The sequence below is a fragment of the Bacillus sp. es.034 genome, assembly GCF_002563655.1.
Lineage (GTDB): Bacteria > Bacillota > Bacilli > Bacillales > Bacillaceae_B > Rossellomorea.
The window spans coordinates 2,094,609-2,112,797 of sequence record NZ_PDIY01000001.1 but is presented as its reverse complement, the minus strand read 5'-3'; the positions used below and the strand labels follow the sequence as shown (position 1 = coordinate 2,112,797).

23 protein-coding genes are annotated in these 18,189 nt (G+C 39.9%); 2 read left to right on the top strand and 21 right to left on the bottom strand.

Translation table 11 applies throughout. The annotated features are described in order from the left end of the window. Positions 1–226: 226 nt before the first annotated feature. Positions 227–619 (bottom strand): DUF1259 domain-containing protein, encoded by a 393-nt coding sequence (locus tag ATG71_RS10755; protein WP_098439601.1) that lies wholly within the window; start codon positions 617–619, stop codon positions 227–229. 196 nt (positions 620–815) lie between these two features. On the opposite strand from ATG71_RS10755, the gene ATG71_RS10750 reads away from it, so the two are divergent. Continuing rightward, on the top strand, positions 816–1,172 hold the full coding sequence (locus ATG71_RS10750) for a VOC family protein (protein ID WP_098439600.1): 357 nt from the start codon (positions 816–818) through the stop codon (positions 1,170–1,172). 27 nt (positions 1,173–1,199) lie between these two features. On the opposite strand, the gene ATG71_RS10745 is transcribed toward ATG71_RS10750, so the two are convergent. Beyond that, positions 1,200–2,096, bottom strand: coding sequence for a LysR family transcriptional regulator (locus ATG71_RS10745; protein WP_098439599.1), 897 nt, complete (start codon positions 2,094–2,096; stop codon positions 1,200–1,202). A 115-nt stretch (positions 2,097–2,211) separates the two neighbouring features. On the opposite strand from ATG71_RS10745, the gene ATG71_RS10740 reads away from it, so the two are divergent. Further along, positions 2,212–2,844 (top strand): class I SAM-dependent methyltransferase, encoded by a 633-nt coding sequence (locus ATG71_RS10740; protein WP_098439598.1) that lies wholly within the window; start codon positions 2,212–2,214, stop codon positions 2,842–2,844. A 91-nt stretch (positions 2,845–2,935) separates the two neighbouring features. Here the strand turns inward: ATG71_RS10740 and ATG71_RS10735 are convergent, their stop codons facing one another. The 19 genes from ATG71_RS10735 to ATG71_RS10650 form a co-directional block, all read right to left on the bottom strand. Then, positions 2,936–4,828 carry a S9 family peptidase gene (locus ATG71_RS10735; protein ID WP_098439597.1) on the bottom strand — a complete coding sequence of 631 codons (1,893 nt, stop codon included), beginning with the start codon at positions 4,826–4,828 and terminating at the stop codon, positions 2,936–2,938. A gap of 26 nt (positions 4,829–4,854) precedes the next feature. After that, positions 4,855–6,075: a GNAT family N-acetyltransferase gene (locus ATG71_RS10730; RefSeq protein ID WP_098439596.1), complete on the bottom strand. Its 1,221-nt coding sequence runs from the start codon at positions 6,073–6,075 to the stop codon at positions 4,855–4,857. A gap of 39 nt (positions 6,076–6,114) precedes the next feature. Beyond that, a complete protein-coding gene (locus ATG71_RS10725) occupies positions 6,115–6,585 on the bottom strand; it encodes a GNAT family N-acetyltransferase (RefSeq protein WP_286162983.1) in 471 nt (156 codons plus the stop codon). A 111-nt stretch (positions 6,586–6,696) separates the two neighbouring features. Next, on the bottom strand, positions 6,697–6,930 hold the full coding sequence (locus ATG71_RS23985; protein ID WP_179886515.1) for a TIGR04104 family putative zinc finger protein: 234 nt from the start codon (positions 6,928–6,930) through the stop codon (positions 6,697–6,699). 81 nt (positions 6,931–7,011) lie between these two features. Beyond that, positions 7,012–7,200, bottom strand: coding sequence for a MerR family transcriptional regulator (locus ATG71_RS10715; RefSeq protein ID WP_098439593.1), 189 nt, complete (start codon positions 7,198–7,200; stop codon positions 7,012–7,014). Further along, the gene (locus ATG71_RS23370) at positions 7,197–7,355 is read right to left on the bottom strand and encodes a hypothetical protein (protein ID WP_179886514.1); all 159 of its coding nucleotides are present in this window, start codon (positions 7,353–7,355) and stop codon (positions 7,197–7,199) included. The genes ATG71_RS10715 and ATG71_RS23370 overlap by 4 nt, the downstream gene beginning before the upstream one ends. A 102-nt stretch (positions 7,356–7,457) precedes the next feature. Then, complete coding sequence (locus ATG71_RS10710) at positions 7,458–8,138, bottom strand: phosphopantothenoylcysteine decarboxylase domain-containing protein (protein WP_098439592.1); 681 nt, start codon at positions 8,136–8,138, stop codon at positions 7,458–7,460. 77 nt (positions 8,139–8,215) lie between these two features. Next, positions 8,216–8,647 (bottom strand): NUDIX hydrolase, encoded by a 432-nt coding sequence (locus ATG71_RS10705; RefSeq protein ID WP_098441792.1) that lies wholly within the window; start codon positions 8,645–8,647, stop codon positions 8,216–8,218. A gap of 112 nt (positions 8,648–8,759) precedes the next feature. Next, on the bottom strand, positions 8,760–9,200 hold the full coding sequence (locus tag ATG71_RS10700; protein ID WP_098439591.1) for a GNAT family N-acetyltransferase: 441 nt from the start codon (positions 9,198–9,200) through the stop codon (positions 8,760–8,762). A 30-nt stretch (positions 9,201–9,230) separates the two neighbouring features. Further along, positions 9,231–10,163: a sugar nucleotide-binding protein gene (locus tag ATG71_RS10695; RefSeq protein WP_098439590.1), complete on the bottom strand. Its 933-nt coding sequence runs from the start codon at positions 10,161–10,163 to the stop codon at positions 9,231–9,233. A 600-nt stretch (positions 10,164–10,763) separates the two neighbouring features. Then, a complete protein-coding gene (locus ATG71_RS10690) occupies positions 10,764–11,591 on the bottom strand; it encodes a GNAT family N-acetyltransferase (RefSeq protein WP_098439589.1) in 828 nt (275 codons plus the stop codon). A gap of 6 nt (positions 11,592–11,597) precedes the next feature. After that, complete coding sequence (locus ATG71_RS10685; protein WP_098439588.1) at positions 11,598–12,149, bottom strand: DinB family protein; 552 nt, start codon at positions 12,147–12,149, stop codon at positions 11,598–11,600. A 55-nt stretch (positions 12,150–12,204) separates the two neighbouring features. Continuing rightward, complete coding sequence (locus tag ATG71_RS10680; RefSeq protein ID WP_179886513.1) at positions 12,205–13,122, bottom strand: GNAT family N-acetyltransferase; 918 nt, start codon at positions 13,120–13,122, stop codon at positions 12,205–12,207. A gap of 57 nt (positions 13,123–13,179) precedes the next feature. Then, positions 13,180–14,082, bottom strand: coding sequence for a GNAT family N-acetyltransferase (locus ATG71_RS10675; RefSeq protein ID WP_098439586.1), 903 nt, complete (start codon positions 14,080–14,082; stop codon positions 13,180–13,182). Between the two features lie 36 nt (positions 14,083–14,118). Continuing rightward, the gene (locus tag ATG71_RS10670) at positions 14,119–14,406 is read right to left on the bottom strand and encodes a P-loop NTPase family protein (protein ID WP_098439585.1); all 288 of its coding nucleotides are present in this window, start codon (positions 14,404–14,406) and stop codon (positions 14,119–14,121) included. Positions 14,407–14,418: 12 nt separating this feature from the next. Further along, entirely contained in the window at positions 14,419–15,273 is an 855-nt protein-coding gene (locus ATG71_RS10665) for a DUF2785 domain-containing protein (protein ID WP_179886512.1), read from the bottom strand. A 385-nt stretch (positions 15,274–15,658) separates the two neighbouring features. Further along, positions 15,659–16,084 (bottom strand): NUDIX hydrolase, encoded by a 426-nt coding sequence (locus tag ATG71_RS10660; protein WP_098439583.1) that lies wholly within the window; start codon positions 16,082–16,084, stop codon positions 15,659–15,661. Positions 16,085–16,145: 61 nt separating this feature from the next. Further along, positions 16,146–17,615: a DUF4179 domain-containing protein gene (locus tag ATG71_RS10655; RefSeq protein ID WP_098439582.1), complete on the bottom strand. Its 1,470-nt coding sequence runs from the start codon at positions 17,613–17,615 to the stop codon at positions 16,146–16,148. Further along, the gene (locus ATG71_RS10650) at positions 17,608–18,135 is read right to left on the bottom strand and encodes a sigma-70 family RNA polymerase sigma factor (protein ID WP_286162982.1); all 528 of its coding nucleotides are present in this window, start codon (positions 18,133–18,135) and stop codon (positions 17,608–17,610) included. The genes ATG71_RS10655 and ATG71_RS10650 overlap by 8 nt, the downstream gene beginning before the upstream one ends. Positions 18,136–18,189 lie beyond the last annotated feature (54 nt).

Here is an 18,189-nt window from a genome sequence, read left to right as displayed (position 1 = left end):
GTTAACTTTATTTTATTTTTATAGAATCTGGATAAATACAGATCGTCATCTCCTCCAGAACCTTTACAACAGCTATTTGAGTCGACTCAGCAAACAGTTGTTCTAGTATGATATACGTCTTATGAAAGGTAAAAGTTTCGAAAAAATTAGGATCATTTTATAAAAATGGGAGAGTGATTATGTAACCGTCTGGAAGTCATCATCATTCCTATGACGGAAAGAACCTTTATTTCTTTAGGACAGTAAGAGCCTCAGCAGCCTTATGGGCAAAACTCAGTGGAGGCTCCACGGATTGAAAATGGATGTACATAATATCGGGTTCGGTAAAGAGCCAATGATTGTGAAGAGCGCTGATGATCAATCCTTTTTGGATAAGCAGTTTCGAGAATGCCGGGATTTCTTCTTCCAGCAGGACAACCTCCCCAAGATTCAATGCGTGTCCTTCTGTATCAAGTGCCTCAAATGAAAATCCCGCCTTCAACTCCCCTCTGCTTGGCCTTCCCTGTATCGTTACATATAAATGCCGGTCGATCGATACGGAACAAACGCCATTTTGCACCTTGGCTTTTCCCTGCAGAATTCTGCCGTACTCCGTGCACAATTCATGAAAATGGTTCATAAACCGAATCACCCTTTTTGTATCACTCTATTCTTAAAAAGATAGGAACATGCCATACTTTGGGAAAGTAATGGGAGGAGAATGGATCTTTGACTTGAATGTAATATAGGAGGAAAGGTTTAAAGAAAAGGACAGGAATCCACCGTACACACTCTCGGATACCACTGAATGTAATCAACGATAGAGGAGGAAGAAAATGAAGAAATATACAGGAGTCACCTTCCAGGTTCGAGTAACAGATTACGAAAAAGGGCTTAGTTGGTACAAAACACTCTTTAACCGCAACCCTGACTTCATCCCACATGAAAATTTTGCCGAGTGGGAAATCGTGAAAGATACATGGCTGCAGGTGGCAAAAGGAGATCCTGCAGTCGGGAATGGTCCGTTGCGTTTAGGTGTTCACGATATTTATTCTGAACGTGAAAGATTGATAGAATCATTGAAAACAACAATAGAGGAAGTCCAGACCAGGGAAGGAGTACCAGCAGCCTGGTGTACGTTTAGCGATCCGTATGGTAATTCGATTGGGTTATTTGAAGAATTAGATGCATAACGGCAGAGCGGGGAATACACCCCCGCTCTAGACCTGTCCCCATGACCCGGACCTCACAGTTTCCAAAAAGCGCCGTGCAGCAGGAGGCAGGGACTGTTCACTAACCAGGCTCACTATAGCTAATTCCCTATAGAGAGCCGGCATATCATTCGGTTCCAGCTTTACCAATAATCCTTCTTCTAAGAAGGCAGAAACCATTGATTCTGTAAGAAGCGCGGTTCCACTGTAGTTCTGGACAAACTCCAGTGCAGTAGCAGGAGGCAATTCGATGGAGTCACTCCCGAATGACATATGGGTTCGTTGCCAGTGCTTGCTCTCCTCGCTCCAATCCGTCATGATGTATGGTTTACTCGTTTCAAAAATGGCCTCTACCCTATAACTGCCGTCCTTCATCCCGCTTAATAGCTGATTACGGCGGGCAACGAAGATCAGAGGTTCTTTTATACTATAAAGCCTTTTCAAATCTTTATTAAAAAACGGGGAAGTGATCATTCCAAGCTTGATGCTTCCGTCATAAAGCATATCGATGATTTGTTGGTTATGGCCGGTGTGGATGGCGATCTGGATATCGGGAAATGTAGAGTACATTTCCTTGATGATCGAGGTGAAGTGCCCCGATGTAAATGTGGGAAGGGTTCCGATCGTAATCTCCCCTCTTTTCCCTTCTTTTATCGACTGGGCCCTTTCTTTCCCTTTATGCAACACTTCAAGAGCCTGCCTCGCATAGGGAAGGAACCCTTTACCCAAATCCGTCAGCTCCATCTGTTTTCCCGCCCTGACAAAAAGATATCCCCCCACATCTTTCTCTAACTCTTTAATCCGCAAACTGACAGTAGGCTGCGATACATCCAAGTATCTAGAGGCCTTGCTGTATGAACCGACCCTCGCCACAAGCTCAAATACAATCAGCTGATTGATTTCCATCCTGACTCCTCCAACTATAAAAATAATTAATAGTAACTATAAATAATATAGGATTGTTTAATAGGTATAAGAAAATTATAGTGTAAATACACAATGAATAAAAGGAGGGCGTTTCATGAATGTGAAAGCAAAATTACAGAACCTCATGGACACCCAGTATAGCCGTCCCGCCGGAGTTCTCGGATGGTTCATCGGGGAGAAGATGATTCGTCAGCACAAGCCTGAAACGCTTTGGAGCATCGAAAACCTCAACCTTCAGAAAAATGAACGGATTCTTGAGATTGGATGCGGGGCAGGATTTGCATTGAAACAGATCGTTTCGTTGAGTGGAGGGCACAATGTCACCGGATTGGATTTGTCAGAAACGCTTCTCCAGTCAGCAGCAGTGCGCAACAAAAAAGCCATCAGTCAAAAGCAGATGGCACTAGTTCACGGAAGCGTTGAAGAAATGCCGTTCCCTGATGAAGAATTTACAGCAGTGTTCAGCATCCATTCTGTCTACTTCTGGGAGGACCTGTTCAAATCATTGCAGGAAATCGAAAGGGTACTGGCTCCTGAAGGTACCGTCCTGATCACGCTTTGCGATGGCAAGGATGGAGAAGACTGGGATTCCATCAAGAAGATGATCCAAAGTGAATTAATCCCGATTATGGAACAATTGAAGTTTAAGGGTCTTCGCGTATTGGAAGGACCCGTGTCGCGGGGGTATCATACTGTGGCTGTATGTGGGGTTAAATCATCAACTTGATGACTTGATATCAAGAAATAGAAAGCCCTGGAGAGGGTCCGTTAATTCATAACAGACCTGTCCCCATGGCTTTTTTATATAAATTTCGGCCCTAATTAACCAACCACCGTAGAAACCAACTCAAATTCTGCTCCATAATAGCCCGGTGTATTCCTGGTTTGTCAGAGCTGTATCCCATGCCATCAAATACGACTAATTCTGTCTCGACTCCCATATCCCTGAGTCCTTTATAGAGTTCATAAGCATTGGGAATTGGGACTCTTGCATCCTTTTCACCATGTTGGATCAAAGTTGGCGTACAGGCAGATTGAATATAGGTCATGGGTGAGGCTTTGGCATAGATCTCTGGGTCGTTCCACGGTGTATCTCCCACATGCATCCTGATAAAGGAAGGCAGATCTGTATTCACGTAATTCGTGATCCAGTTACTTATTCCTCCTCCAACAGAGGCAGCCTTAAACCGATCACTATAGATAGAGCAGAATGCTGAGATGAATCCGCCTTGGCTCCAGCCCATCACGCCGACACGATCTTGATCTGCAATTCCCCTGTCCACGAGTGCATCGACACCGGCTATCACATCTTCGTAGTCACCGATGCCAAGGTTTCGATAGTTTGCCTTCAAGAAGTCATTCCCATATCCTGAACTTCCTCTGTAGTTTGGTTCCAAAACGATGAAGCCCTTCTCAATAAACGATTCAACTGGATATTTTTCATTGAAGCAGCTTGAGTGGATAGGGAAAGAAGCCCAATCCGGCCCCCCATGGATAAAGACCAATAACGGGTGTTTTTTATTCCAATCCACGTCTTTCGGGGTTGTTAATATCCCTTCTATTTCAAGGCCATCACTGCTGCTCCATGATATAACTTCCCTGTTACTTGTAAGTTTCCCCTCGAGCAAACCATTCTCATTGGTTATTTTTTCACCATCAGCATAGACTTCAAAAGTTTCATTCGGTGCAGCCCTAAAATAGGCCAGATGATTTCCATCCCCCGTGATAGAAGCTTCCATCATGCATCCATCCGATTTCCCTTCCAAAATATCCAGCTCTCCATCTTTGGAGAGTAATCCGATACGATAATTCGTTTTATCCTGCCACATCATTAGAATCCCTTTAGCTGTCCAGCGTATGGGAACAACCGCATGGTCAAAATCCAGCAGTGGTTGAATCCTCTCACCACTCGTTAAATCATAGATTTCGAGTGTACTGTCCATGATATGAGTCTTATAGTAGTCCTTCTCACGTATGCTTGCCATGTAACAGATTTTCGTAGCTTGAGGAGAAAAGCAAACGCTCCCTCCCACTACCTTATCTCCACTCAGCTTCCGCCACTCTCCGGATGGACGCTCGAGCAGGTAGAGTTCTCGATTCTGACCATCCTCCCCATCCGGGCTTGGCGTAGCCATGAACACCACCTTTTCCCCATCGGCTGAAACATCGAATTCCTGGATGTGAAAATCCTCGTCGTCCGTCAGTTGATACGGAACCTGTCCAATTAATTCCACGTACCATAAACAATCCTTCCGATATTCCTTGCCTACATGGTGGAAATCTCCATACTGCTCCCTGCGCTTCATGATTTCCTCAGATTCCGGTGACGGTGCAACATAGTAAAAGCCCTTCCCAGAAGGATCCCATTTGAATTGAATGATACCTTCTTTCTCATCCGTGACTTGAATCCTGCCATCACCATCGATCGACTCCACAAAGATTTGATTCTTCGTACCTCCATCACCAGTTGATAGATAGGCTAAACGTTTGGAATCCGGCGAACATAGTGGGGATGTCCCCTCTGTGAATGGGGTGCATTCTCCCTTGTCTTTTTCATATATCACGATGGAATCCCTATATCTATTCTCTTCCCAGTCAGCCGTGTTTTTGACAAACGCTACGTGTTGTCCGTCCTCACTCATGTGTAAGTCTGATATGGCGGGTATGGATAGAAGCTCTTCTATACTTAAATATGTATCACTCTTATTCATTCAGATACCCCTTCATCTTGAATTACTTAAAACGCTTTCGTACATACAGGTCTTTCATGCGTGTGGAAAAGGTCATGGACTTGATTCACATATGCTGGATTCGATATTTCTGCTTTGCCCCATTTATATAAAGAGTGGAAAGTCACGGCCCCCATGATCATCGAAGAAAACTCAGAGATATCCATTTGTATGACAGTATCGACCCCCTGTCCATGAAAATGTTGAATCTCTCCATTTGAAAACGTCACGTTGAAGTTCTTTGACTCGTCATCTTGCAAATCATCCTGTATGTCAAATCCTACCGTTATTGAAGTATTGCCGAATCGGTGCTTCTTTTCGTACAGCTCCATCAATAACCCTTTACAATCGATCACCCTGTACAGCACACCAACCCCAAGGTTCACCATATGCTTATTGTCAACAGAAGGCGCCGTATCAAGCATGGTATCCATCCCACTTTCAGGTGAACTGAGAAAATGAAGGAGGTCATCCTGGTTAGAATTGATGATGATTCTTTTAAATTGATCTGCCTGTTGGTGTAAAAAAGTAGATATTTCTTCAATCGCTTCCCTTGTTTCAAAGAACAGCTCATGGATGTATAGATCCTTCCCCTTGCCTTCGTACAACACGTAGCCAAGTACTTGATCATCCTGTTTAAAACCCACCACTTTTCCAAAATTAAATGGTCGATTCAACTCCCGCTCCGTTGGAAATCGTTTCGTCATTCCATGCGTTTTTTGAAAAACACGGTTGTAACAATCCAGGATGAGTTCTCTGTCTTCATAGTTTAAGTGTTCAAGATGCTCTTTACGTGAATACTCCTGAAAAGCGGATGGTCTGACATAATATTGATAAACCTGCGTCCCCATTCCAAATCCCATTCTTTTATAGAATGCAACGTTGAACGGATATAACATCACAAGATGATAACCTTTGGACTTATTAAGCTCATAAAAATACTTGATTAATTGATAAGCATTTCCCTCTCTTTTATGTAACAAATCAACGGCAAGCATCCCGACTCCGCCAACAGGGATGGTGGTTTGGTTTAAATTCATTTCAAACAGAAACGTCCGCATGCCAGCCACTAAATCATTCCCCTTGAACAATCCATATAAGCTTTCGCTCGGTGTTTCTTCAATATGCCCCTGCAGCCATTGGTCGGCATTTAAACCAGGGAATGCCCCATTGGCAAGTGAACAAAATGATGCGTATGAAGAATGATTGATTTCCCTTATTTCCTTCAACTTGAACTCCCCCCCTAATTCTGAAAGCTTGAGAGAATCTTATAAAAGGATTTCCATCAGCCTTGATTTAGTCTTTAAATTCATGGATTCATAGAATTTAATCGCATCTTCGTTAAACTCCCATACGCCTAACTCCAGTGAATCTGCACCAATCGTCTTAGCGTACTCCACTACTTCCCCAAAGAATCTTTTTCCCAATCCTTTTCCTCTGAACGTCTGATCCACACCAAAGTCATCCATATAAACCACTTTCTTAGGAATGAGGATCGGCCTTTCAAAGGTATTCTTGATTGTAATAATGGTATAGGCGATGGGTTGGTCATGTTCCAATAAAAATACCTTCGTGTTTTCTCCATTTATTAAGTTGTTAAAATACTCTTGGTCTAACGTGGTGTCTGCCATCTGGTAATGGTCTGGTCTTTCCTTTGTATGCATTTCGTGCACTTGTCTTTGTATTCGATGAACCGCATCATAATCATTTTTGGTGGCTTCTCGGATATGTGTTTGCACTATAGTTCCTCCTGGATGTTTTATAGAGTATTGAATTTAAATAAGATCATTTTCTCTAAGCGTTAAGTTTAAACCTTACTACGGATGGACTCAGCAGTGAGCCTATAAGTATTAATAGCATCCCAATTCCAAAGTTAAAAAAATGTTTTGGAAGGGAGTAAGGAAAAGGGTAAAGAGTAACGAGGGAAAAACCAACAACAAACTAAGCATGACCCTCCCCTTCATCGTTATCAAGTGCTCTTGATTGCATGCATGACATCTGATCGGATTTATTATTGGGCCCCATAAATACCGGTAGACCTCTTTCCATTGGAATTGGGTTTGACAGTTCTTGCAGTGTTGCAAAATGCAAATCCCCCTTTAAAAATGTAAACAGCTGAAGATCATTGATATAACCTCAGCTGTTTAATGATTCCAGTTTACCTATTACTGAAAGGATTTACCTTCCGTCTCCTCTAACCATCGATCGATTGCTTTAACAGGAAAGTAGTATTCATATCCTATTTTTATGTATGGAATCTCACTTTTAACCACATCATCTTCTTTTCTGGGGTATATCTTTTCTAATTGCTCGTCGCTTATGCCTAAGTAATCTTTTAATTCCGTAGAACTCAATAATTGAGGTCCTCCATTGAATTCATATGTACTGTAACTTGATCATCTGCATTGGGAGAATCACTGTTTTGCAGGGCATTCGAAATCATCCATGCACCAGCTAAAATACATATCCCTAAAATGATGAGAGAAATATTGGTTGATAGTTGTTTCATTGAATCCGCCTTTCAGTAAAGAATCGCCTGCCACAAATAGCCATTATTTCAAACCTTTTCATTTCTGGCAATTTTCATTTTCTTTTGAATATAACTTATTATTTAGTTTACATGACCTGCAAGTAACTCCATTAAGCCCTCTGCTGTATCTTTTTTACTTTTGTACATTTGAGGAGGTTGACCTTTTGAAACAATATAATGCTCGGCATTTTCACCATAGAGAGACCAGGTTTTATTCGCAACCATAAATTCTGCCCCGGAAGAATCCATTCGAAGGTTTGCCCTCTTAAATAAGTATTCCGAGTCATCTGTGTGCTCTAACTTGAATCCGACAAGTAAGACGTTAGGGTTCCATTTCTTTATTTCTGATAATACTTTCGGTGCTTTTTTAAAATGAATGATCGGGGGTTCATCACTCGTCATTTTTCCTGACTCCAAAATCGAATTCCCTAGTTGGTCCAATATTTTATCGACTACCCAATCTGATCCCGCAGCTGCCATGATCACGACATCGATAGGTTCAGATTGTACAATCGATTTGATTTTCTCACCTAAATCTTCTATGCCTTCAAATTGTATTAATCGCATGTTCCCATGGTTTTCTGGAAGCTTTGCAAAGTAGCCGTGTAAGTAAATGACCTCTGCTTCCTGGTTCAATGCTTCTTCCGCTAGATAACACCCCATCGTCCCTTTTGCTAAATTAGTATGTCCCCTGACCGTATCCCATTTCTCAAGCGTACCTCCGCTTGTTATCAGGATCTTTTTATCTTTTAATAAACTCATGCATTCACCTACTATTTTTATTTCGGATTCATATGTAATTCATCAATAAATTACTGGCTCCAGATTGGAACATTGCATTATAGAAATCTACCAAAGACTTTTAAAAACCCCTTATAAAAGAATATTTTTGCAGGAGAAACTCTTAATGATGTTTTCACTACTTTTCCCCTACACGTTAAATAATTCTTAATTTGTTTTCTTCTATTTGGAATCATATTTAAGGGGAGTTTACGAGGATGAAACCACCTTACTTCTTCTGTTTCCGGTCCCTCGTCAATCGGTGACCCGCCTTCTAATTCTCCTGAAAATAAATGCTCCACATCGTTGTATTGTGGCTTATAGTATTCCCCGATTTTCTGCTTAATTGAAATACTATAACCTGTTTCTTCTTGTGTTTCCCTCATAGCACAAATCGCTAATTCTTCACCTTTTTCCAGTGTTCCTCCAGGAAGATCCCATAAAGGATAATCTTTTCGCTTAGCTAACAGAATATAACCATTTTGATTCATCACTATAGTAAAACATCCAGCAGTATTTTCCTTGATACTTATACCTCCTCACATATCCACTTCTTCATCAAGAAGCCGAATTGGCAAATACGGATTGTTCATTTCCAAAGCGTTAAATCTTCATCTCCAACCTCATCCCTACTGATAATAATAGATTGCAAGAAGCCTTATTTTCCGACTGTGTTTCGGCCATGACTTTGTCTAATTGCATAGTGTGAATTCCATAATGCAATACCTTATTAATTACTTCTCTGGCGATCCCTCTCCCCCAGAATTCCGGTAACAATTGATAGCCGATTTCTGTGTGAATTCCGTCATGATAAGTATCAAGGAAAACCATGCCGACAAATTCCTGGGAACTTTTATTAAAAATAGTCCAATAATGTTCCTTATTTGGTGAATGGATCATTTCATGAAATCTCTGTTTAAATGATTCTTCATTAACGATGCCACCTAAATATTTTCGTACCTGCTCGTTGTCGTATAATCTTTTAATATGGTAAGAATCACTTTCCTTTAATCTATGTAACTCGCATCTTTCTGTGGACAACAATGGCTTCACCCCTTTAGTCCAATGATGATTCTACATACTACTAATGCTTCTAAATTTTGATTTAAGCAAACCATTCACTCTTTGAGTATTTAATGAAGTATCCAGTATTAAATATGGATTTTCATTTGGATCTATTTTGGAAGCTTTTATTACATTTTCTTCATAATCCAAACCTCTTAAGCGCTTTTGGTAAAAAGAAAAATAACTTTCTTTCTGTAATGGACCTACATGTATCAGCCCAAGAAAATCTAAGGTACATAGCTCTAATATGGCAGTGGATAAATCCTCAATATGTACAAAATTGCGGTACATATTTGTTGCCGCATGGAAGCAGCCCTTTTCTTCAACTTCACTGATAGTCCTTTGAGTCCTCTGTTCAATATTTTGATTTAAATCCTTTCCGTATAGTGGACCTGTACGAATAATGATGTGGTTTGGATGGTCGTTCTGGACCATCTTTTCACCCACTATTTTCGAATTAATATAGGTAGATAAAGGTGCTTCTTCAGCTATCGGTTTAGTTTCATCTGACTCAGAATAACCACCTTTTCCTTCTGAAAAAACGCCGTCTGTCGAAATGAAGATAAGTTTCGTCTGTCTACTTATCGTTGATAATAGGTTTGATAAACCTACGTTTATTAATGCATCCTCTTCAGCCATACTTAACAATGCCCATACGACTACATCAGGATGAAAATCTTTGATCGTTTGTTCTACTGCGCCTTTATCTGTTATGTTCAATTTAATTATATTTGAGTTTCCATTTTGATTTCTTGAAGTACCTAATACTGTGTGATTTAATTTTTCTGCTAAACCAAATAAAGTAGATCCAAGAAATCCAGTTGCTCCTAATATTAGAATTCTCACGTTAATTTCCCCCATATTGTTATTAGTATCTACTCTTCCTATAGACCCCCACTCCCAGGTAATATAAGAGACCAATCCCCATAATGATCGCTCCATAGACCATAAATCCTAATCCTTCAAATCCTCTGATAAAGACGATACCTGTTACAAAGGATATGTAACCTATAGTGGATATGGTTAAAGGAATGATGAACCCTCTTTTACTGTTCAAGCTGAAGAAATGAATCGAACTCAAAATCAATATTGCTGTCAACACTGACACTGCAATTACTGCATCCCCATAGTACTGCCACCACATGAAACCTCCCCCTTTCGTCTTGATCTATAAAAGTAAGCTTTATTGGTACTTATATTTTTGATATCTTCTCTCATTTCCTATCCATGATGAAATAGAAATAGATAATCCGATAATAATGGATTGATAAATAAAAATACTAATTGTTAATTGCGTGTGAAAGACCATGCTGAACAAGATTAACGTTAGAAAAGAAACCACTTCTGATATGGACAACTGGTAAATAATGTATTTTATTTTCCTTTTTCCCTCGTTCTTTCACACTTTTGCATGTATTCGCTCATAACATTCCCCCTCCATTTCTTTCTCCTCCCGTCCCTGTTACCAAAGCGAATTAAAAATTATCACTACAAAGGACGGAAACAAAAACGGTAAATAGAAAAGGATCCTTCATAAAGAAATCATTCAAACGGCACACTATACCAACTATAATTAAGCTTATTCCGAAACCCAATCTTTTCTGCAACTGCAACAGAAGGTTCATTGATCTCCATACAATCCCAATACGGGATGATCTCATTCTCTAAACAGTCTTGCACAAAAGCATGAGCTCCCTTCTGTGCAAGCTTTTTCCCTTGATGATGGGGTAACGTCTCAATGTCAATGCCGTGCACATTTTCTGCTACAACTCCTGAGAAACAAATGCTTACAATTTCATTTTCATAAACCACCATATTCCCGAGACCATGATGTAGGAACTTATCAAACGATGGCCAAAACTGTAATACTTTCGATTGTAAGAATTCGATGTTTCGATATGTTTCGGAAGCGTTGTTTTCCAAAACACTTTTTGTGATTTTAACAGTTTCATATCCTTGTTCTAAACGAGGTTCATGCTGGATATAATAATCCTTTTGCAGTTCATACACTTTTTGATTGTAGCCTTTCAGATTTTCACCAAATACGCTTTTAATCGTCTTATTCCACTTTGGATGGTCACCTATCGCTTCAAAACGTGTTAAACCCATTCTGTTGGCGTCTGGTTTGATGACTGTATTGAAATGATGGGTCAGCTGGCTATTAAATCCAGCGTTTTCTTCGTTTCCAATAAAGATAAAACCATTATTACTTCCCAGCCATATAAATGCAGAGGCAGGAGACAAAGGGTCATCCACAAATATGCGGTCGGAATGCATGCCTTCAATGGCGGCTTTAGATTCCAATAGTCCCCCGTGAACCAATAATGCTTTGCATCTATAAAATTCAGACTGTTCAAGCTCTGAAATCATCGGGGTTCATCCTTTCGCATCAGTATCACTATTTGTCAATGTGTCCCTTAAATATCGATCCTTAATTATCCTTCGATGATGCATTTCATGCCCCGCAATAATGTACGCAATTGCACGGGCCGTCACTTCGGAGCCATTTGCGTTCCCTCGCTGGCGCAACGCTTCTTCATCCATGCTGCTTAGAAGAAGAATGGTGTGTTGGCGGACAAGGGCTTGATGATGCAGAAGATCCGATAGTGAAAAACAATTGAACTGCCCTCTTTTCACATAATCATCATCGTTATATCCAGGCAGCATTCCCTTTTCTCCCCTGGCAATACTGAGAAGGCGGTAGCACATTATTCGCTCCGTGTCGGTTATGTGGCCGATGACTTCCTTGATGGTCCATTTTCCCGGGGCATACTGATATTCTGCCTTTTCCTCACTTAAGTCCATCAACAGTTTCTTGGTTTCCTTATGCTGTTCATCAAGAATCTGGAGGAGATCTCCATCTGGGACATTGTTTACATATCCCTTATAATACGGAGGGTATTCGTTCGTTTCTGGTTTGCTTATCATCGCTTCCACCCCTTCTGTATGTCATTAAATAACAGTTGTAACAGTGTCTTATCGTTTATAAGTCCTTTCCAAACTCCAGATGAATGGAGAACATTCGATAACCTAATGACTCGTATAAGGATATTGCCCTTCCGTTATCTCCGAATACACCCAGAGTAGCTTCACTTTTCCCTTTATCCCTCAGGAACAATAAAGCTTTCGTAATGACGGCTTTGGCGATTCCTTTTCTTCTCCATTCAGGTAATACAAAAATGTTTTCCGTCGCACTCCGTTCCTCTCCAAGCCCCCAGGTCATGACGCTTCCAACCACTTCATTTCCATTAAAAACGGTAAACGTATCCCACTCTCCCCCGTTTTTGGTCCACCTTAGATGATTCAGACTCCAGGACACCCTATAAAGATCTCCTTTTGCTTCTGCTGCGAGATACTGTTCCTCTTCAGCTTGCGTCTCCATTTCCCACCTTTTGACCACTAGACTTCCTGGAAGCGAATAATCCTTGATGTCTGCTTTTAAATCCCGTTTCATTAGTAAGTGGGTCCTACGAGTGTCAAAACCTTTAGAAAGATAGAAATCGATTTCTTCCAGATCATCAGATGAAATGGTGTGCGTCACTCTTACTTTTTTGTCAGAATACCCTGCTCTCAGTTCCTCCCCTCTATTTAAAAGACATTTCAACAAATCACCATACACATTTTCAGGAGGCTGCGATTCCTCGTCCAACGAAATGTCTACATTCAATTGATACACAAAATCAGAAGGCTTGTTCGTGTGATCAATCGCTAACCATGTTTGGTCAGGAACAATATGACCAACGCCAACTATGTGATCATTAGTATCAACAGCACAGAAGATATTTTGATGTTCATAATCACGGTTGTACCGATAGGCAAGCATAGCGTTAACATCAAATGAAGCAATCTGATTGGCATCGTGATCTTGGTAAGTTCGTATCGTATATTGAGACGTTTTCATAAATGGATACATCCCTCTTTCATTTTTTCAGGCAGAATGACTAGTACTTTCAAAGGATTAATACTCTAGATACATATCACTGATCGATTTACTTTTAAAAAACCCAAGATCTTCATAAAGCTTAATCGCTGCATTATCCTCAATGACAGACAAGCGTGTGGCCGGGTACCCTTCACTCGAAGAATGGATTGAATGGGTTAACAAGTATCGTCCAATCCCTCTCTGTTGGTGATCAGGTTCCACAACTAAACTCATGATAAGCGGATAGTCTTCAAACTCCATGTGCAAACAGACCCCTACAATGGTGCCCGAGTGGGTATCGATCACAACTCTTGAACACTCATCCATGATTTCATTATGTTTATGTACATCGATAAATTCGTTTACGTGGAGAAGATAATCCTCTTTCGTTCCGATTTCCTTATACGCCGGATTGGGACTATAGGCTTTCATAAGTAAACATGCGATATCATTTGCATCTTTACTTAAAACAGCCCTTGAACGATACCCTTCACGGAGAAAAGCCATCATGGGCTCAGTCGGACGAATCATCCATACATTCACCTCTTGAATCTTGCATCCAAGTTGTTCATACGTTGCTACATGTTCCTCTACCACTTCTCTTACAATGATTTTTTCTTCAATTGCAGATATCTTTTTGACATAGTTTAATAGCTTATGTGCCACCCCTTCGTAGTCCTTATAGGGCGGCACGATAAATAAATCTGATATGAAATTAGGTTTCAGTAGTACACCGCCAATGATCGTTTCACCTTCCACAATGAAATATCCACAGTCAAAAATGGTTGCCACTTCCACTAACGTCTCCGGGGACCTTCTAAAATAAGAATCTGCATATTTTTGTCCATGGTAAATGGAATAATAGCGAGTGTATTCTTTCGGTTCTTGATAAACCAGCCTTAAGCCGCCTTCTATCTCGATAGGTTCATGCTTATTCATATTTTTACCCCTTTGTTTTAACTAAGCAGCCTCGATCTATGATCTTTTAAATAGATCCCTTTGCTTCATATACTCGATGGCCTTGGTTTTATTCTTTTGTTTGGAAACATATTCTGCTTCGTTTTTATCTTTATAATAGGCGTTAAATCTTTCTTCTGATAGAGCGCCTTCATGGATGGCTCTTTGAACCGCGCAGTCTTCCTCGGTTATATGAGTGCAGTTCGAATACTTACAAGCACGGGATAATTCTAGAATATCTTCATATCCCGCCTCTGCTGTAAATTCGGTATCAACGAATTCTCTGACCATTTTATTCTTTTTCATCCCCTGCCTCCTCTACAATTCTGATAAGCACAATTCAATATCCCGACGAAGAGAGATCAACTCTTCACGGGAACTTATCTTTACGTAAAAGCTTTTTAAAAAGGTCTTACAGTTCGCTTCTAAAAACCAATAATTCTCTTCCTCTACTTGTTCTTTCCTGCGCTTCAGTTCGGAAGGTAACCCTTTTAGTAAGTGCTCTATTTCCACTAGGTCCAATCCCTTTTCTAACATGGCGAGTATCGGTGCGATCATTCTCTCGTCTTCGGCATGTACATAGACACTGTCAGATACAAGGACCTTCTCCCAAAGTGGGGGCAACATGTCTAAGTAATCTTTCTGTTCCATTTTTTTATTGAGAATCAACTCGTCAAACGCGTCTGCCACATGGGCTATACTATGAGCCCAGCCTTTCACGGGGACAAAACCCCTCAGGTCATTTTCAGAGTTGATGTAGTTGATTAAGAGATCTTTAGTTTTATAGACAACGTCCCGGGGGAGAAAATCATCCTCATTATCCTTGTATAAAATAACAGCGATGACAAGTGAGCTAAACGCCCTTGTAAACACGGTATCCGTGCCATTTTCACCAATCCCCTTGAATAACATGTCATCACTTAAACTGTAATCCAGCAGATCATTCAATAAATCATGCCCCAACTGGTTGTCTATGGCTAACTGACAAAAGGTGCTGTAGATCAATTTATCTCTAAGCTCACTATCCGTAGATCCGATAAAATGAATCATCGATGTCACAAGACGAGCATGATTCTCTACGTCCCATGGTTTATCTCCATTCTTATATTCTTGTAAGTACTTTTTCAGTTCATGTTCTTCCATTATTAAATCGGTTGATCGAAAATCCACCATCTTCATTTCCTCCTAATAATCTTCATTCAATTGCTCTCTTCCTAATAAAAAAAGAGACTATCACTAAACGATAGTCCCTACATACTAATAAGATTAAGAAATCTCAGGATTAACTATATGCGATAAGAAGGTTTGGACATCGTAAATGTAATGGTTCTGGTATGAAGTTTCATTGAACGCACGATTTACAACCTCCTTCACTAATCAATTTGCAATCATATTCAATTATAACAAACTGGGTTATTTTAGCAATTAAGGATTTGAATTTTCAGATAAAAGTTCTTTATATTTCATCCTGAATTCATATTTTTTTATAAGTTATAACCATGTAAAAGGGACTTATCCTGTTTTGGATAAGCCCCTTCCTTTAGATATGATTCATTTATTATTCATAAAAAACCATCTTCAAATAATCAGCGTGACCTTTTATTAGTTCAACTTCTTCATCCGATGATACCCAAAAGAATTGAAAGGTAATTCCTACTTCTTCTCCTCCACCTGTGGGGTTGTACTCCCACTCATCAGACAATTCATGACAAATGATTTTATAAAAATACCTTTTGTGCATAGCACCGTCATCATTTTCCCAATAGTCTTCTGTTATCAATTTTCCCACTTCAAATCTTTGAATGCCGGTTTCCTCTTGAACTTCTCTTATTACTGCGCTAAACGTGTCTTCATCTTCTTTTACTGTGCCTTTCGGTATCTGGATACCTGCTTCAGGAATATTCTTGTGTTTAAATACCAATACTTGCAGCCTTTTATCTCTTACTCTTGTGACGTAGGCGTATGCTTTTTTTGTTGGGGGCATCGGTTCACGCTTCTTCCTATTTTGAAAATGAATTATTCATTCTTGTAGTGGTTTCTTAAAATTAATATTGTTTTAAATAAACTGGAATAAAAGACAAACCATTATCTTCTCGAATTTTTTTAGCTTCTTCTGGAGTACTAGCCTCAACATGACTGACGGAACCAGATCTTTCTGAAATGCTAACGTCTAGGATCTTTGAATTTAGCCGTTTTAGCTTTCCAATCGGTTTTCTATCATTTGAAAATTCTTTTGGGTATGTCTTTAAATATTGATTTATTTCTTCCTCTTCTTCCTTGGACAATGGAATTAATGTAAATCCACTGTCAGCTAGCAACGCTTCCATTTCGGATTTTTCATCCTCTATCTTTTTTTGAATTACCTTCCCGGATTTAGTCAGAGGTATGTCGACAGCGTCACCCACTTCAAGGATGCAGTCCTTTTGATTCTTAACAGCTATCGGGGCAAAGGTCATGATGTATTCATCGTTGTCTCCATCTACTTCACCCTTACTAAAAATCGGTTCGACTTTTTCGCCGCCTGCTTTTATGAACACTCCAGATCTTTTATCGTCAACACTATACCCATACCCTTTACTGTTTTTCCTGGAATGAAGAAATTGGCGCTCTAACTTGCTCATCACATTATATACCTTTCCACTTTTATCCTTTTGATCTCCTGTGTCTGACCCTGTAACTACCACCCTTGTTTCCAACTTAGAGAACTCGACCCTTGTAACGGTGTAGGTTTCCCCTTTGTAAGTGAATGTTTTATTGAGTTCTACCGTTCTTCTTTCTGATAATGCAGCTGGCTTGATGGTAAATTCTAATGGCCAGGTTGTTTCCACGCTATCCCGACCGTTATCTTTATAAACCGTTAATTGATCAATTTCCAAGCGGATGTCTTTTCCCTTATAATCCTTTAATGATTCAAACGAAAGGGCTGATACTACTTTGTTCTCCTTCCTGTCATAATATCTACTTCCCCAGCCTACATTTTTCAATTTTCTTCTTTCGTTTCCAACCATTAAATTGATTGAGCTTACACCTTCGAACAAATCAATATAATAATCTTTTAAATCGGTCTTTTCACTCTGATAAGTAAGGAGGAGTTTTGTTTCCTTATCATCCGTCAACACACGTTCAAAATGGACGGTAATATCATGTTTATCATCAATATATGTTTGATCAAGTATTTGCCCATCCCCTGATAGAACGGCATTCCTCACTCCTGAATCATCAATATGCTTACTTGAGAAAATTTTGTCATATACTTCTTGAATGGCCGCTATCACTGGTGTGAATGTTAGCGTTGAAGCAATGAGCAAGAGTGCCGCTGCAATGATTGAAAGTCTTTTATAAAGATGTTTTTTCCCTTTTGAAGAGGGTATTTGACTTGGCTTCTTCTCCTTTACAGTTGGATGACTCCTCGCATTGAATTCTGCTTTTGCTTTCTCGACGCCTAATCTGGCTCTACTATGTAATTCATCTGGAATTTCAATTTTTTCTAACTCACGTCTAATATGATTATTCATACATATCAACCCTCCTAACCTGTTTTCGGAGTTTTGCCAGCGCTCGATATAATACAGACTTTACTGTGCCCAATGGTGATTCCTCGATTTCTGAAATCTCCTTAAGGGTATATCCATGGTAAAACTTCCAGAGTATGATGTTTTTTTCACTTTCATTTAATGTCTCAATCAAGTCTTGCAAGGATAATGAAAGCGGAAGATCATAATCTTCTAATTCAATAGGGGTATCGTATTCCGGGTTCAGATGAATGACTTTCTTTCTATTTCTTAACATATCCGTGGCACAGGTTATGGTGATTTTGATTAACCACGTTTTAAAATAGGCAGGATTCCTTAGTGTTCCTATTTTCTTGAAGGAGCGATAGGCCGTTTCTTGAACGACATCAAGAGCATCCTCCTGATTTTTCACGTAGACATACGCCATTCGATAAATATCTTTCTCGTATTCTTGAAACATTGTCAAGAAAGCCTCTTCATCGCCCTCTTTAGCTTTGTGAACTAATTCAATAATTGAACTCACCTTCTTTTCCTTTGTGTATGACTATGTATTAGACGGCCGTGTGATGGATTTGGC

Bases quoted from the DNA above. Each gene is read 5' to 3' on its own strand.
- ATG71_RS10705 (WP_098441792.1), bottom strand. From the start codon at position 8,647: ATGAATCAAAATGGTTATATTCTGTTAGCTAAGCGAAAAGATTATCCT.
- ATG71_RS10660 (WP_098439583.1), bottom strand. From the start codon at position 16,084: ATGCCCCCAACAAAAAAAGCATACGCCTACGTCACAAGAGTAAGAGAT.
- ATG71_RS10710 (WP_098439592.1), bottom strand. From the start codon at position 8,138: ATGAGTTTATTAAAAGATAAAAAGATCCTGATAACAAGCGGAGGTACG.
- ATG71_RS10695 (WP_098439590.1), bottom strand. From the start codon at position 10,163: ATGGAGCGATCATTATGGGGATTGGTCTCTTATATTACCTGGGAGTGG.
- ATG71_RS10735 (WP_098439597.1), bottom strand. From the start codon at position 4,828: ATGAATAAGAGTGATACATATTTAAGTATAGAAGAGCTTCTATCCATA.
- ATG71_RS23370 (WP_179886514.1), bottom strand. From the start codon at position 7,355: ATGAAACAACTATCAACCAATATTTCTCTCATCATTTTAGGGATATGT.
- ATG71_RS10750 (WP_098439600.1), top strand. From the start codon at position 816: ATGAAGAAATATACAGGAGTCACCTTCCAGGTTCGAGTAACAGATTAC.
- ATG71_RS10690 (WP_098439589.1), bottom strand. From the start codon at position 11,591: ATGATTTCAGAGCTTGAACAGTCTGAATTTTATAGATGCAAAGCATTA.
- ATG71_RS10740 (WP_098439598.1), top strand. From the start codon at position 2,212: ATGAATGTGAAAGCAAAATTACAGAACCTCATGGACACCCAGTATAGC.
- ATG71_RS10755 (WP_098439601.1), bottom strand. From the start codon at position 619: ATGAACCATTTTCATGAATTGTGCACGGAGTACGGCAGAATTCTGCAG.
- ATG71_RS10670 (WP_098439585.1), bottom strand. From the start codon at position 14,406: ATGAAAAAGAATAAAATGGTCAGAGAATTCGTTGATACCGAATTTACA.
- ATG71_RS10745 (WP_098439599.1), bottom strand. From the start codon at position 2,096: ATGGAAATCAATCAGCTGATTGTATTTGAGCTTGTGGCGAGGGTCGGT.
- ATG71_RS10655 (WP_098439582.1), bottom strand. From the start codon at position 17,615: ATGAATAATCATATTAGACGTGAGTTAGAAAAAATTGAAATTCCAGAT.
- ATG71_RS10680 (WP_179886513.1), bottom strand. From the start codon at position 13,122: ATGAAAACGTCTCAATATACGATACGAACTTACCAAGATCACGATGCC.
- ATG71_RS10665 (WP_179886512.1), bottom strand. From the start codon at position 15,273: ATGGTGGATTTTCGATCAACCGATTTAATAATGGAAGAACATGAACTG.
- ATG71_RS10675 (WP_098439586.1), bottom strand. From the start codon at position 14,082: ATGAATAAGCATGAACCTATCGAGATAGAAGGCGGCTTAAGGCTGGTT.
- ATG71_RS10685 (WP_098439588.1), bottom strand. From the start codon at position 12,149: ATGATAAGCAAACCAGAAACGAACGAATACCCTCCGTATTATAAGGGA.